This window comes from Kitasatospora sp. NPDC034035, assembly GCF_055575755.1.
This window is the reverse complement of record NZ_JBVISA010000056.1, coordinates 21,544-34,218: the sequence shown is the minus strand read 5'-3', so window position 1 is coordinate 34,218 and position 12,675 is coordinate 21,544. Positions and strand designations below refer to the sequence as shown.

At 69.3% G+C, this 12,675-nt stretch carries 14 protein-coding genes; 8 read left to right on the top strand and 6 right to left on the bottom strand.

Annotation, left to right across the window (positions count from 1 at the left end; translation table 11 throughout):
* Window positions 1-92: 92 nt before the first annotated feature.
* Genes ACZ52J_RS40800 through ACZ52J_RS40790 form a run of 3 tightly spaced genes read right to left on the bottom strand, consistent with a single transcriptional unit; the run spans window position 93 to window position 2,351 of the window.
* Complete coding sequence (locus ACZ52J_RS40800; protein ID WP_465626289.1) at window positions 93-536, bottom strand: RES family NAD+ phosphorylase; 444 nt, start codon at window positions 534-536, stop codon at window positions 93-95.
* 4 nt (window positions 537-540) lie between these two features.
* A complete protein-coding gene (locus tag ACZ52J_RS40795; RefSeq protein ID WP_465626287.1) occupies window positions 541-1,203 on the bottom strand; it encodes a hypothetical protein in 663 nt (220 codons plus the stop codon).
* Entirely contained in the window at window positions 1,200-2,351 is a 1,152-nt protein-coding gene (locus ACZ52J_RS40790; protein WP_465626285.1) for a macro domain-containing protein, read from the bottom strand. The genes ACZ52J_RS40795 and ACZ52J_RS40790 overlap by 4 nt, the downstream gene beginning before the upstream one ends.
* 435 nt (window positions 2,352-2,786) lie before the next feature.
* Between ACZ52J_RS40790 and ACZ52J_RS40785 the strand changes: the two genes are divergently transcribed.
* Both ACZ52J_RS40785 and ACZ52J_RS40780 read left to right on the top strand, forming a co-directional pair.
* Window positions 2,787-3,098, top strand: a complete 312-nt coding sequence (locus ACZ52J_RS40785) for a hypothetical protein (protein WP_465626283.1) — start codon at window positions 2,787-2,789, stop codon at window positions 3,096-3,098.
* Between the two features lie 188 nt (window positions 3,099-3,286).
* A complete protein-coding gene (locus tag ACZ52J_RS40780) occupies window positions 3,287-4,150 on the top strand; it encodes a helix-turn-helix domain-containing protein (protein WP_465626281.1) in 864 nt (287 codons plus the stop codon).
* 27 nt (window positions 4,151-4,177) lie between these two features.
* On the opposite strand, the gene ACZ52J_RS40775 is transcribed toward ACZ52J_RS40780, so the two are convergent.
* Together ACZ52J_RS40775 and ACZ52J_RS40770 are read right to left on the bottom strand one after the other, a co-directional pair.
* Window positions 4,178-5,311 (bottom strand): Fic family protein, encoded by a 1,134-nt coding sequence (locus ACZ52J_RS40775; RefSeq protein WP_465626279.1) that lies wholly within the window; start codon window positions 5,309-5,311, stop codon window positions 4,178-4,180.
* Between the two features lie 525 nt (window positions 5,312-5,836).
* Window positions 5,837-6,100, bottom strand: a complete 264-nt coding sequence (locus ACZ52J_RS40770; RefSeq protein ID WP_465626278.1) for a hypothetical protein — start codon at window positions 6,098-6,100, stop codon at window positions 5,837-5,839.
* Window positions 6,101-6,353: 253 nt separating this feature from the next.
* Here ACZ52J_RS40770 and ACZ52J_RS40765 point away from each other — a divergent pair, with 253 nt between their 5' ends.
* The 6 genes from ACZ52J_RS40765 to ACZ52J_RS40740 all read left to right on the top strand — a co-directional run bounded on the left by ACZ52J_RS40765 (window position 6,354) and on the right by ACZ52J_RS40740 (window position 10,680).
* The gene (locus ACZ52J_RS40765) at window positions 6,354-6,641 is read left to right on the top strand and encodes a tyrosine-type recombinase/integrase (protein WP_465626295.1); all 288 of its coding nucleotides are present in this window, start codon (window positions 6,354-6,356) and stop codon (window positions 6,639-6,641) included.
* 1,157 nt (window positions 6,642-7,798) lie between these two features.
* Window positions 7,799-8,098, top strand: a complete 300-nt coding sequence (locus ACZ52J_RS40760; protein WP_465626276.1) for a DUF5994 family protein — start codon at window positions 7,799-7,801, stop codon at window positions 8,096-8,098.
* 399 nt (window positions 8,099-8,497) lie between these two features.
* Entirely contained in the window at window positions 8,498-8,707 is a 210-nt protein-coding gene (locus tag ACZ52J_RS40755) for a hypothetical protein (protein WP_143685673.1), read from the top strand.
* 266 nt (window positions 8,708-8,973) lie between these two features.
* A complete protein-coding gene (locus ACZ52J_RS40750; protein ID WP_465626274.1) occupies window positions 8,974-9,447 on the top strand; it encodes a DUF5994 family protein in 474 nt (157 codons plus the stop codon).
* A gap of 55 nt (window positions 9,448-9,502) precedes the next feature.
* A complete protein-coding gene (locus ACZ52J_RS40745) occupies window positions 9,503-9,751 on the top strand; it encodes a hypothetical protein (protein ID WP_465626272.1) in 249 nt (82 codons plus the stop codon).
* A 689-nt stretch (window positions 9,752-10,440) separates the two neighbouring features.
* Complete coding sequence (locus tag ACZ52J_RS40740; RefSeq protein WP_465626270.1) at window positions 10,441-10,680, top strand: SPFH domain-containing protein; 240 nt, start codon at window positions 10,441-10,443, stop codon at window positions 10,678-10,680.
* 43 nt (window positions 10,681-10,723) lie between these two features.
* Here ACZ52J_RS40740 and dnaK read toward each other — a convergent pair whose 3' ends face one another.
* Entirely contained in the window at window positions 10,724-12,580 is a 1,857-nt protein-coding gene (gene dnaK / locus ACZ52J_RS40735) for a molecular chaperone DnaK (protein WP_465626268.1), read from the bottom strand.
* Between the last annotated feature and the right edge of the window lie 95 nt (window positions 12,581-12,675).

Sequence of the window (12,675 nt, the reverse complement as noted above, 5' to 3'; positions counted from 1 at the left end):
AGACCGCAGACTCCCGCCCACGACCAGGACGAGCACCCCGGACAACCGTCACGCCAGCCCCTCCGACCAGCATGTTCGAAGATGGCGAAGGCTCAATGACCCCAGTCACGGGTGAACGGGTACTCGTTGGCCTCCGCCTGGACAAGCCAGGAGTCCTGGGCGACACTCGCCAGCTCCCGGCCGGTCACCAGGGACACCACGTCCAGCTCTGCGGCCAGCCGCAGGAAGGACAGCCGGCGGCCGCGCATCGCGACCCTCGGCACCAGCCGCGGCGTCCCGCCCGGATCGAACGGAACCGACCGCAGCAGCGACTCGCACACCGCCGACTCCGCGGTGAGCCCGGCGTAGAGATAGCCGAACGGGTCGCACCTGGTCGCGTCGAAACGGCCGCCGCCGTAGAGGCAGTGGGCGGGTACGGGATTGAACGCGGTCGCCGGGTGGCGGGCCGCGTGCAGCCGGTACAGCGGGGTGCCGGCCGGCAGGGTCAGCTTGGCGGGCGTACCCGGCAGCACCCGCGGGGGCCTGGTGTTCGCCATCCGGTTACTCCTCCTCCGACAGGTACCGTGCCGCGTCCACGAGCTGGCCGTCCCGCCCGGCGCCGAGCAGGTCGGCGGGGTTGCCGCCCAGCCACGCATTGGCCGACAGCCACCAGTCCGCGACGCCCCACGGGTCGCGTTCGGCGTCCAGAACGGTGTTGACCTCCACCACCGTCGGCAACGGCGTGCCCGCGACGCCGAACTGGAAGCCGGGCAGCCGCAGCCTCCCGCCGGGCCCGGTCAACCTCAGCAGCCCGGCAGCGCCTGGATCACCGCCCAGCAGCCGCACCTCGTCGGGGTCGAGCGCCGGTACGGCCAGGATCCTCACCCGGATCGGACCGAGCACCGGGCCGACCATGCGGTGGCCGTCGAGCACCAGCACGGCTAGGTCGTCCGCATGGAAGCCGAGGTACGACCGGTCCTGCGGGTCCCCGGCAAACCGGGCACCGGACACATCGTCGAGCCGTCCGGACTCGGCGTCCGGCAGCGCTTCCAGCAGCAGCCGTGCCGCCTCCTCGGCCGCCTGCAGCCGGGCCGGCCCGTTCTGCTCGGCAAATCTCAACGCCTGCAGCCGCAACTCCAGTTGGCGGCCCGGCGCGGGTTCCAGCAGGCCGGCCAACCGGTCCCAGTCGGCGGCGGCGGCCGCAAGCACCTGGTACGGGTTCATCGGATCCTTCCGTCGACCGCCTTCACGGCCATGAGTTGACGTTCGATCAGATCTGCGGCGACAGCCCGCCGCACCACGAGGTGCACCTCCCACTTCGCACCGCGGATCAGTTCGGCCTCCACCGCGGCCCAGAGCATGCCGAGACTGACCTCGTACGGCAGCCCGCCTCGGCCGGAACCGAGCAACGGAAGACAGATCGAGCGCAGCGGAGGATCGAACTGCCGGTGTTCCTCGGCAAGCACGGCGAGCGCCCGGGCGACCGCCCGGGTCACGTCCGCCGGCAGCACATCGTAGTCGTTCGTCCCGAGGCGCGGGACCGCCACCGCGGCGTGATAGATCCGCCGAACACCCTGCTCCACCAGCGCCCCCGCCCCGACCGCCGCCACGGTTCCCGGCAGGACCGCCCGGCCCGGCGCCCCGTGCCGGACGGCCCACCTCCGCAACTCCTCGTGCACCAGGTCCTCGACGAGCTCCCCGGTCGACCCGCGCAGCGCTCCCACCCGCCGAAGCGACGCCGACACCGACGACTTGTACGGCTCCGGCAGCGCCAGATAGGTGTTGGTCGGCGAGACAACGACGTCCACATCGCGCAACAGATCGACGGGGTGGACGTGCACCGTCACCAGCGCGGTCCGATCGCCCACCCGGACCCGCAGCGACCGGTGACCCGACGACGCGGGCGAGAGCGGCCCAACGTCCACCGCCTCCCCCGCCTGGTCCGCCTGGCGCGACAGCGCTGCCCGACCCGGCTGCCCCGCCCGTGCGGCCATCCGAATCACCTGCTCGGCGACCTCACCCAGCACCAGCGCCTCGTGGTGCTTGCGGAATCGCTCCACGCTCACCCCGTACACGCCCGCGGCATGCTTCCGACGGTCGGCGGGCGGCCAGTCGCGAGTGCCCTGGGCCAGGCCGAGGCTGTACTCGGCGGCCGTGTGAAGGTTGCCGGGATCGATTCGCGTCACCGCCAGCCGCAGCAGCCGCTCCACAGAGGCGGGCCGCGACTCCCGCCCGGCCGGCAGGTCAATCATGTCTGCGGCCCGGGCCAGCGCCGGGAGCTCCAGCTCACGCAGCCGCACCAGGCCGACTCGCCGCAATTCCCGCACCTCCCTGAGAACTGACGCGTGGTCCGGCAGGTCGCTGTGCAGCATGTCGGAGAGGATCGCACCGCGCCGACGGCGGCGACAAGCTGGATCCGCCCTCCCATCCAACCACCCCGCCCGGGCGGCTTCGGGTCGCTTTCCGGGCGCACTCGGGCACCCGCCGGACAACGGCACGCGGGTCGCTCCAGGCCGATCTGCAGAGCCTCTGGTGATGAACGGCAGCATCCCCGGGCCGGATGCCGACGTGGTGGGACCGTCGACGGCGGCGAGGCTCACTGGGCGTTTCACCCTGATTCCGAGGTTCATCTTCCGTGCCAGGTCGGTGTGCTCTCGCCGATGAGTCGGCGGGTCATGAGCCAGCGCCTCATTGGCGAGAACCCTGAGCGTGGAGTGGAGAAGGTCGTTTGGGCTCGCGGCAGGTGTGGAGTTCCGCTGGTGGGCACGCTACTGACGCGCCCCCGGAAGGCGGGGAAAGTATCTACCGTGGCTGGTTCCGCCAATGCTGTCGGCGGCCCGGACCCGGCTCTGCCGATCACCGTACCCGACGGCAGCACTCGCGTCCGCTGCTTCGAACGCTGGATCGGTCTCGACAACTGGACCATGGACCGGCCTGTCGACCTGGTTGTCCGAGACATGGACGGTCACCGACCGGTGGTTGCCGTCGGCGCGCTGGGCGACGGGCGCGTGGGCCGAACCCGTAGCGCCCTGAGCGTGGAAGCGGAGGCGGGGCCCTCTATGCGTCTGAGCTATCGCAACGCCATCGACGGTCAACCACCCATCAGCCACAGAACGTGATCGCTCGGCCAGTGCGTCGTTGCCGGTGCACCGCTGCCCACGCCACGAGCAGGGTTCGCTGGAGAACGAACCAACACGAACTATGAGCAGGCGCCCTCACGCATATGCCGACCAAGCTCGGTCAGCTCCGGACGGCAGCATCACGCGACGGGAACGATACGACCTCTGACAACCACGGAGGACGGCCCATGGGCGATGCAGGAACGCCGATGGAGCGCATGCGCAGGCTGGATCACCTCAGCCCCTTGGAGGCCGCGAAGGCGTGGGGTGTCCCCAATCCGGCGTTGAAGAACGCGGCGGAGCAGATCCGCCAGATCCGGGCAGGAACAGACCGTTCACTCGCCCGTGACAGGCCGCGCTGTCCCGAACCGGTCGCTTCGTTCTACGGCTTCCCATGCAAGGTCCCGGTCGAGTCAGGGATGGACGTCTGTTACCAGCACCGCCGGGTGAAGGCCAACCCGGGCACGGATGTGACCTCTTACGCTCTGGCCGCCGTACAGGCCCACACGGGCTGGGAAGAACTGCGCGAGAGTATCCGAAGCCTGGACAAGGGCGCGCTGCAGACCGAACGACTACGACTCTTCAAGGCATTCGAGGCCAACGCTCCGATGACCGAGGAGGACTATCGACTCGCCTCCCTTCTGCTGCCCTCCGACGATCCGGCCACACAGGCCCGCCGCGCCCTGGGCCTGCCCGGGCCCAACGACGGAATCGGCGACGCGGCTCGCCTGCGCGGACTCGGCGTGCTCCTCGCCGCCGCGGAGGCTGCCGCGCTCAACGTGCACACCGGACTGCCCGAGCCCAAGCACAAGCCCACAGGTCCCTCAGCCAACGACACGCCCAAGAGCGACGAACCCCTGCTGCACTCCGTCACGGAAGCCGCGAAGCGCCTGGGCGTGGGCGTCGCCTGGCTTCGTTCGGAGTCCGCCGCCGGCCGCATCCCTCACCGGCAGATCGGCAGCCACCGCATGTTCAGCGAGGACGACCTCGCACAGATCGTTAAGGATGCGTACCGGCCCGGCAACGGAAAGATCCGAGGCCGACGCTGGTGAGCTCGAGCGTCCCCCGCACCTGCTGAGTCACGCGTAGGGGTCACGCAGCGGCCTGGGCTCACGAACTCCGCGCGTGATTTCCTCGGGCAGGTCCGGGCCGGCGGTGTAGTAGCGGCCCTGGGCCTCGCCCTTGGCGGTGAGCCAGCTGGCGCGGACGAGTTCACGGATGTCGCGTTGGGCCTGCTGTTCGCTGATTTCGGCATCGGCCTGGTATGTGGCGCGGCGCAGGCGGTTGCCCATGGCAGCGGGGTAGAGGGCGTAGAGCATGCGGTCGGGCCAGCCGCGCTGCTCGATCGCTTCGTCGAGGGCGGTCCAGACGTCTCGGGTGGTGTTGACCTGCCGCTCGACGCTCTGGGCCTGCTGGTGGTGGGCGCGCAGGCAGAACCTGACCCAGGGCAGGGTGTCGCGGTCGGGGGTCCAGACGGGGCCGCCGACCTCAGCGAGGACGTCGTAGTAGCGGTAGGTGTTGCGGGCGCGGCCGAGCCATTCCTCGATGCTGGAGAACTCGGGCGCCATGATCCCTTCTCTGGCGAGGACCAGGGTGTGCAGGGCGCGGGACATCCGCCCGTTGCCGTCCGGCCATGGGTGGATCGCGACCAGGTTCAGGTGTGCCATCGACGCTCGCACGAGACCAGGGGTCTCAAGGTCGCCCTCGTTGAGCCAGTCCACCAGTTCGGCGGTCAGCTCCGGCACCTGATCGGCGCCAGGTGCGGTGTAGGCGGCGATGGTCGGGTCCTCGGCCGAGGTCACGTAGACCGGGCCGGTGCGCCACCAGCCGGGCCGCTTGAGCAGGTGGTGGCCCTGCATCATGAAGTGCAGCGCGTTCAGCAACCCCTTGCTGTACTCGAAGTCCTCGCTGGCGTCGGCCAGGCGTTGGATGTAGGTCATCGCCTGGCGGCAGCCCTCGATCTCGACCGCGACGGTGTCGTTCGCATCGATCGGTGCCTCGCCGACCATGATGTCCTCGACGTCCGACACGCTCGCCGCGTAGCCCTCGATCGTGTTCGACCCGGCGATGGCCCGCGCCGTGAGGTTACGCCTCAGCTGGCCTTCCCAGCGCCGGGGTGTGCGCAGGTGCAGGCGCAGACGGTCGCGCATCTGCGCGATCTCGTCCAGAACGGCTTGATCGGCTTCCTGCAGCGCCGGTGTCTGGTACAGCATGCCGCGATGACACCATGACGGCATCAAGCAGTCAAGCCAGGTTCAGCGCGACTATGCCATATGAGTACATCGACATCACCACCGAAGGCGCCCGCCCGAGAACCGACCCCGCAGTCCGCCCGGCCGTCGCGCACCGCGCGCCTCACCCAGGCACCCATGCCCCGGCCGATGCCAACGCCCCCGCCATCGGTCGCCCCGGCCCAGACGCACGCCTGGGCCGACTTCCTGGCGCAGGCCGTCCGCAACGGGCTCGACCCGGCGCTGGTCACCCAATGGCTGACCATTCTGGCCGACGCCACCGGCAGCCCGCTGCTCCCATCCCTGTCCTCGATGCCGCTGGCGGAGTACGTCGACCGCCGCCTCCCGGCCATCCTGGCCGACCTTGAGACCACGACCCATATCCCCTACCTGGCCGGATGGCACCACCGGATCGAGCCCGACCTCGGGCACCTTCCGGTCAGCCTGGTCACCACCAGCACGATCGCCAACGCGGTCGACAGCTGGATTTCGGAGGGCTGCGGCCGCTCAACGATCAAGAACACCCTCGCCATGCTCTACCGCATCCTCGGGCAGGCCGTCATGGACGGCCTCATCGAGCACGCGCCCGCCCACGTCAAAGGCTGGCAGCAGAAGTACCAGCAGGCCGAGGACGAACTGCTGGACCCCCGCCTTCTCGCCCTGCGGGACTGGGATGCCCTCACCGAACTCGCCGAAGCCCTGATCGACGCCTCCTACAACCACTACCGCGGCTGGGGCGACTACCGCGGCTGGGGCGACGTCGTCATCCACGGCGCCTGCACCGCCACCCGCATCGGCGAGGTCTCAGGAGTCCGAGCCTGCGACATCAACGTCCGCACCTGGCTCCTCACCTGCCGACGGCAGACCACCCCCGCACCCGGCGGCCTCGTCGACAAACACACCAAAGGCAAGACCGCCCGCTACATCCCGATCATCGAACCACTGCGCCCACTGATCATCTGCCGCCTCGAAGCGACCCGGCAATCCGAACGCCCGCCTCTACACCGGCCCCCGCGGTGGCCGCATCAGCACCGCCGTCCTGCGCGACGCCACCCACCGGGACGACGTCACCCGCAACCTCGGCTACGAGCACCTGAGCCACCACGACCTGCGCCACACCGGCCTGACCTGGATGGCCGACGCCGGAATCCTGCCTTCGATGCTCCAGCAGATCGCCGGCCACAAGGACAGCACCACCACCCAGCGCTACCTCCACCCCGACCTCCGCGAACTCACCAAGGCTGGCGAAGCGTTCACCAAGCACCTCGCCGAGCAGCTCCGCGCCGCCGGGAAGATCCCCGGCCACTGGTAACGGAGCGCATCCAAGTCCCTCGGGAAGGCGCCTTCGCTCGCCAAAGCACCCCCAGCTGATCAACCGTCAACGCGCCCCATTCCGGGGTGCGTTACCCACTTGACCCCGCTTTTCGGGCGGTCAAGTGCGCCACAGCGCCCGAGTTCATGCATTCGTTCCAGAAAGGGATTGATACCTTCGCATCACAGGAAAAACAGCGATACATCCCAGCAATCGAAGGATGGCAATAGCGGCAATTGCCCGATATGCCGCGTCCGAAAACCACCAAAAGGCGGCTTACTCTACGCGAGTTAACCGCCTCTGACCTGCGACTTTACAGTCGGGACGACAGGATTTGAACCTGCGACCCCTTGACCCCCAGCGGTCGGACGGATGTCCGACCAATGTCCACCAGTCCAAGCCTCGCAGGTCAGGGCCCTTCACGTCCAACCTCCATGACGCCTGATGCCACCCCATGACACCCAATCCGTGAGAAGCGCGTGAGAGCCAGCACGCGAGCGGGAGATCGAAAGTGATCCGCTCACCCAGGACAATGAGACTTCCTCCGCTCCAGAGCCCCCGATGTCGCTCTTCGGAACAGCGCGGCCGCGACGGTCGGCCTCCAGATCAAGGAATTCTGCATCGTCCACCGACAGGCAGTAGTGACGGGAGCCACCGGCCTCCCACACAGACCATTACACTCGACCGCCCCACAAAAAAGGCCGCCCCCGCATTGCTGCGGAGGTGACCTTTCCGGCCTGCGCAAACGTAACACCGACCGGGACAACAGGATCTGAATCCACGCCCCCGCAACCCTATGATCTTCCCGCCGAAAGGGCAGACACTCGCGAGATCACGAGTCGCGGATCCAGGAATCCTGCCTCATTGATCCACATATTCGCCTCCTCGCGATCGTCCCACCGGTTACTTCTCCCGGCACTTTCCAGAATACTCCGCGCTGCTGGAATCCGAGCACCTCTTGCACATGAATTCTTTTTCAAAAATTACCGCACGCTCATGTTTGACCGTCATCCGATAAATACCTTGGGCCGCACCCGACAGCGGCAAGATCCTGCCTGGCTGAAGTGCCGCGGGTCAGGGCCGGCGCCATGCCGGGACAGGGGAGGTGCTGGTGAGACGTTCGCCGGTCCATCTTGAGGCAAGGCAGGGAGCCGACGGTGGAAGGACTCACCGTCGACGACCTGCGGGATTCCTGCGGTGCCAGGCGCCCGCACCAGGCCGTCCACAACAACGAGTCCAGGACGGGTGTTCGGTATGACCGGGCGGCCTCCGATCCCACCGCTGCCCAGCCACCGGGGCCGGAACCGCCGGTGCGCCTCTCACTGACACCGGAAGGAGCCACCCCGGGACGACTGGACGGCGCCCGGCGGCCCCGCTCGCACGACCTCCTGCACGAACTCCCCCCGCTGGCGGCAGCACTGGCCCCACATGGGGGGAGATCACACCTGTCACCGTGAATCCGACACATCGGCTGGTCATCCCCCGGCGGGTCCCGTCGAAGGCCACGTCATCCACGTCGGATGGTTCGAGCAGGAGCAGGACGCGGACGAGGTGATGGTGTGCTCCTTCGTCCCGCTCCGCCTGGAGCTCCTGGTAATTCCCCCGAGGCCGAGGCCTCGGCCGCCGCCGAGTGGCTGATGACCGCGGCGCCCGACCCGGCCAATGCCCGCACCGGCACCGACGCATCCGCAGCGCTCCGCTCGGATGCGGTCGGGCGCACCGGACGGCGGCCCGGCCTGACCAGGGCACGGGGGTGGGCACCGGGTCCCCTGGGGGCGGGCCGTGAGGGTCGGACGGGTGCGCGGCACGACAGGGCTCCGGTGGCGGACCCGGGATCGGACCTGGACAATCGGGTCATGGCAAGCCTCGAAGCGAACCCCGGGACGGTGCATCTGGCCCACGAGGCGGGATATGTCAGCCCCGGCGTCGCGCTGGGCGAGTCGGTCAAGGGCATAGTTCGCATCGACGAGCGCGGATGGGTGCACGTCACTCAGGCGGACGGATCTCGGGTGTCGTTCCCGCCTCATGCCGTAGAACGCGTCAACTGGGGCGAGCCTGCTTCCTAGACGCCGGGGCTCCGCTCCTCGCCGTGGATATGGGCTCACGTCTCCGGGACCGCTCATCGAGCAGCGGGTCGCACGAGCGACGATGCCGCCCTGTTCGCGATCGAATGGCGTTGAGAGGCCGGCACCCCGCGCGGGCTGTCCCCACCGGCCGGGTCGGCGGGGTACGGGCGGGGTACCGTGGGGACATGGGGCGGCCCGGCCGCCGTTCCCCTTGGTCGGCCCTCGCTCGGCGGGGCCGGCGTGCGTCCACGGACAGGTGGCGCGCCATGTCGGACGAAACCGGTGCCGTGTTCCCGGGACTTCTGCCGGACCGGTTCCGGCAGGCCGCGAAGCCGGGGACCGTGCTGCTGCGTCTGGAGACCACACAGTCGCGCGAGGGTGTGCTCGACGGCGCATGGTGGCCGCGGTCACGGGACGTCGGCGCCGAACTCCCCGGTCTGGTCAGGGCGTTGACTGAACACTCCGGCCCGCGGCGAGCGTCGGGCTGGACGCGGAAGCCTGGGACGACGCGCCGGCCCGGCTGGTCGTCGAGGGCCGGTCGGTGCACATCGACCGGTACCGGTGACGACACGGTGATCGTCACGCGGGGCGACCGCGATCACTTCAGCCTGCTCGTCGTCCCCGGCGGCCAGGAGACGGCCCTGGCTGCGATGGCCCGCGCGGTCGAGGCCGACGGAACCGACTCGGCACGGCAGATCCTCGTCGCCACCGGCATCGGTCCCGGGCGCGAAGAGTCCTGAGGCACGCCCCTCATGGGCCGGGCTCCTCGGGCGGACAGGAAGGCGGGACGCAGAGATGTCCGTCCACGTGAAGCTCTCGGCCGACGCCCGCGCGCCGGCGGAGCCGTCGAAGGGACCGCTGGACCTGCAGTACGAGGACGACACGGACAGCGGCGTCACCTTCGAGTACGACCTGCACCCGAGTGGTGCGCTGCGCGTCCTGCGGGTCTTCGAGGACACGCCCCACCGGATCGAGGCCTGCTTCAGCCCCGGGGCATGGCTCCAGGCCGCGGGCACCTACCTGCGAAGCGGCTCCGAGTACTGACGACGATCCGCTCCGGGCGAACCGCAGGCCGTCGGCGGCGGTTCGCCCCGGTCGCGCGGGGTGCGCGCACCGGCCCCCGTGCCGGAACCGGACGGCGGAGCACGACCAGTACGCCGGCCAGTCCGACGGATGCCGGTGAACAGCGGGTAGGACATCGGTCCGTGTTCGAACCGTACCGTGGCGGGCGGTGTCTCGATGGGATTCGTGGTCCGCGGGCGGACCCGGTGCTCGGCTGCGATGCCGGAGAAGCCGGAGCCGCCGTTTCTCTCCGTCGTGCCACGCCGAGTGGCGCAGCGGCGGGGCATCGGCACGAGCCGGGGGGTGGATGGATGCTGTGTACTCCCCACTCGGGTGCGACGCGTTGCCTGCGGATGGTCGCCCCCGGGTGTGGTTGTGGGCGAGGCGACGGCTACTCGCGTTCGTCGGCCCGCCCCGATCCGGTCCGCATTGCGGCGACGGCTGCGTCCTGGGGGCGCCATCGCCAACCTGTCGGTGCAGAGGCACTTGGGCGGCCGGTCACGACAGGAGCAGGCCCGTTCGGCCCTGTCAATGGCACCGGATGCGGGGAAGGCTCACGGTAGGACCGAAAACCGGTCCCGCGCCTCCCGGTCGCTCTGCTCGCGGCGACGCGTTTCCCGGACCTGGCTGTCGACGCAGGTCCGCAGTCGAAGGAAGCCGAAAGGACTGCCGTGATCGCAGTCCTGGTGGTGCTGGTCATCCTGGTCCTGATCGGGCTCGCGATGTCGATCCGCATCGTCCGCCAGTACGAGAAGGGGGTCGTCTTCCGGTTCGGCCGGATCACCGGAGCACGCGAGCCGGGACTGCGCCTGATCGTCCCGTTCGCCGACGTCATGCACCACATCTCGCTGCGGGCCTGTCGGAGCGGGGCCGGGTCGTCGCGGCTGGAGGGTGGCCGCTGTCACGTATGACGCCCCCCAGGGCGGTCGCCCCGGCCCGGGTCGGCGGGCCGGCTCATCCGGTGGCTCCTTTCGGTGTCTGGTCGTCGACGATCTCCGCATCGACGACCTCCTCCTCATCGCCGCTCTGCGTCGGGCCGGTGCCGGCCGCGGCTTGCGGGCCGCCGGCCTGGGCGTAGAGGGCGGTACCGATCTTCTGTGCGACGGTGGCCGCGCGCTCCATCGAGGTGCGGATGGCCGTGGTGTCCTCGCCCTTGAGCTTGTCCTTCAGGTCCGCCAGGGCTTCGTTGACCTCGGACGTGACGTCTGAGGGGATCTTGTCCGGGTTGTCCTGGAGGAGCTTCTCGGTGGAGTAGACGAGGTGTTCGGCCTGGTTGCGGGTCTCGGCGGCCTCCTTGCGGCGGCGGTCCTCCTCGGCGTGCTGCTCGGCCTCGCGCATCATGCGCTCGATGTCCTGCTTGGGCAGGGAGGAGCCACCGGTGACGGTCATCCTCTGCTCCTTCCCGGTGCCGAGGTCCTTGGCGGCGACGTGCATGATGCCGTTGGCGTCGATGTCGAAGGTGACCTCGATCTGCGGCAGGCCGCGCGGAGCCGGCGGCAGGCCGGTCAGCTCGAACATGCCGAGCTTCTTGTTGTACGCGGCGATCTCGCGCTCGCCCTGGAAGACCTGGATCTGCACGGACGGCTGGTTGTCCTCGGCCGTCGTGAAGATCTCGGAGCGCCGGGTGGGGATCGTGGTGTTGCGCTCGATCAGCTTGGTCATGATGCCGCCCTTGGTCTCGATGCCGAGGGACAGCGGGGTGACGTCGAGCAGCAGGACGTCCTTGACCTCGCCCTTGAGGACACCGGCCTGCAGGGAGGCGCCGATGGCGACGACCTCGTCCGGATTGACGCCCTTGTGCGGGTCCTTGCCGGTCAGCTCCTTCACCAGGCCGGTGACGGCCGGCATACGGGTCGAGCCGCCGACGAGGATGACGTGGTCGATGCCGGACACCTTGATCCCGGCGTCCTTCACCGCCTGGTGGAACGGGGTCTTGCAGCGTTCCAGCAGATCGGCGGTGAGCTGCTGGAACTGGGCGCGGGTGAGCTTCTCGTCCAGGTGCAGCGGGCCCTCGGCGGAGGCCGTGACGTACGGCAGATTGATCGTCGTCTCGCTCGTCGCGGACAGCTCGATCTTGGCCCTCTCGGCGGCCTCACGCAGCCGCTGCACGGCCATCTTGTCCTTCGACAGGTCGATGCCGTAACCGTTCTTGAACTGCTGGACGAGATGGTCGACGATCTTCTGGTCCCAGTCGTCGCCGCCGAGGTGGGTGTCACCGTTGGTGGCCTTCACCTCCACCACGCCCTCGCCGATCTCCAGCAGGGAGACGTCGAAGGTGCCGCCGCCGAGGTCGAAGACCAGGATCGTCTGGTCGCTCTCCTTGTCCAGCCCGTACGCGAGGGCCGCGGCGGTCGGCTCGTTGACGATGCGCAGCACCTTCAGGCCGGCGATCTCCCCGGCCTCCTTGGTGGCGGTGCGCTGGGAGTCGTTGAAGTAGGCGGGGACGGTGACGACGGCGTCGGTGACGTCCTCGCCGAGGTAGGCCTCGGCGTCGCGCTTGAGCTTCTGCAGTACACGGGCGGAGATCTCCTGCGCGGTGTACCGCTTCCCCTCGACGTCGCCGGTGTCGGGGAAGCGCCAGTGCGGGTCGCCCACGTGGCGTTTGACGGAGCGGGCGGTGCGGTCCACGTTCGTGACGGCCTGGCGTTTGGCGACTTCGCCGACCAGCACGTCGCCGCCCTTGGCGAACGCCACGACTGACGGGGTGGTGCGCGCCCCTTCCGCGTTGGGGATGACGGTGGGCTCGCCGCCCTCCAGGACACAGACGACGGAGTTCGTGGTGCCCAGATCGATACCGACGGAGCGAGCCATCGCGGGGCCTCCTCCCGCACGAGCGGATTCCTGGGCCAAACCCCTCTCCCTCACTCGTAGAGCTTCAGTGGCTCGGTGTCAAGGTTGTTCGGCGT

Bases quoted from the DNA above. Each gene is read 5' to 3' on its own strand.
- ACZ52J_RS40790 (WP_465626285.1), bottom strand. From the start codon at position 2,351: ATGCTGCACAGCGACCTGCCGGACCACGCGTCAGTTCTCAGGGAGGTG.
- ACZ52J_RS40775 (WP_465626279.1), bottom strand. From the start codon at position 5,311: ATGCTGTACCAGACACCGGCGCTGCAGGAAGCCGATCAAGCCGTTCTG.
- ACZ52J_RS40780 (WP_465626281.1), top strand. From the start codon at position 3,287: ATGGGCGATGCAGGAACGCCGATGGAGCGCATGCGCAGGCTGGATCAC.
- ACZ52J_RS40750 (WP_465626274.1), top strand. From the start codon at position 8,974: ATGTCGGACGAAACCGGTGCCGTGTTCCCGGGACTTCTGCCGGACCGG.
- ACZ52J_RS40745 (WP_465626272.1), top strand. From the start codon at position 9,503: ATGTCCGTCCACGTGAAGCTCTCGGCCGACGCCCGCGCGCCGGCGGAG.
- dnaK (WP_465626268.1), bottom strand. From the start codon at position 12,580: ATGGCTCGCTCCGTCGGTATCGATCTGGGCACCACGAACTCCGTCGTC.
- ACZ52J_RS40795 (WP_465626287.1), bottom strand. From the start codon at position 1,203: ATGAACCCGTACCAGGTGCTTGCGGCCGCCGCCGCCGACTGGGACCGG.
- ACZ52J_RS40755 (WP_143685673.1), top strand. From the start codon at position 8,498: ATGGCAAGCCTCGAAGCGAACCCCGGGACGGTGCATCTGGCCCACGAG.
- ACZ52J_RS40800 (WP_465626289.1), bottom strand. From the start codon at position 536: ATGGCGAACACCAGGCCCCCGCGGGTGCTGCCGGGTACGCCCGCCAAG.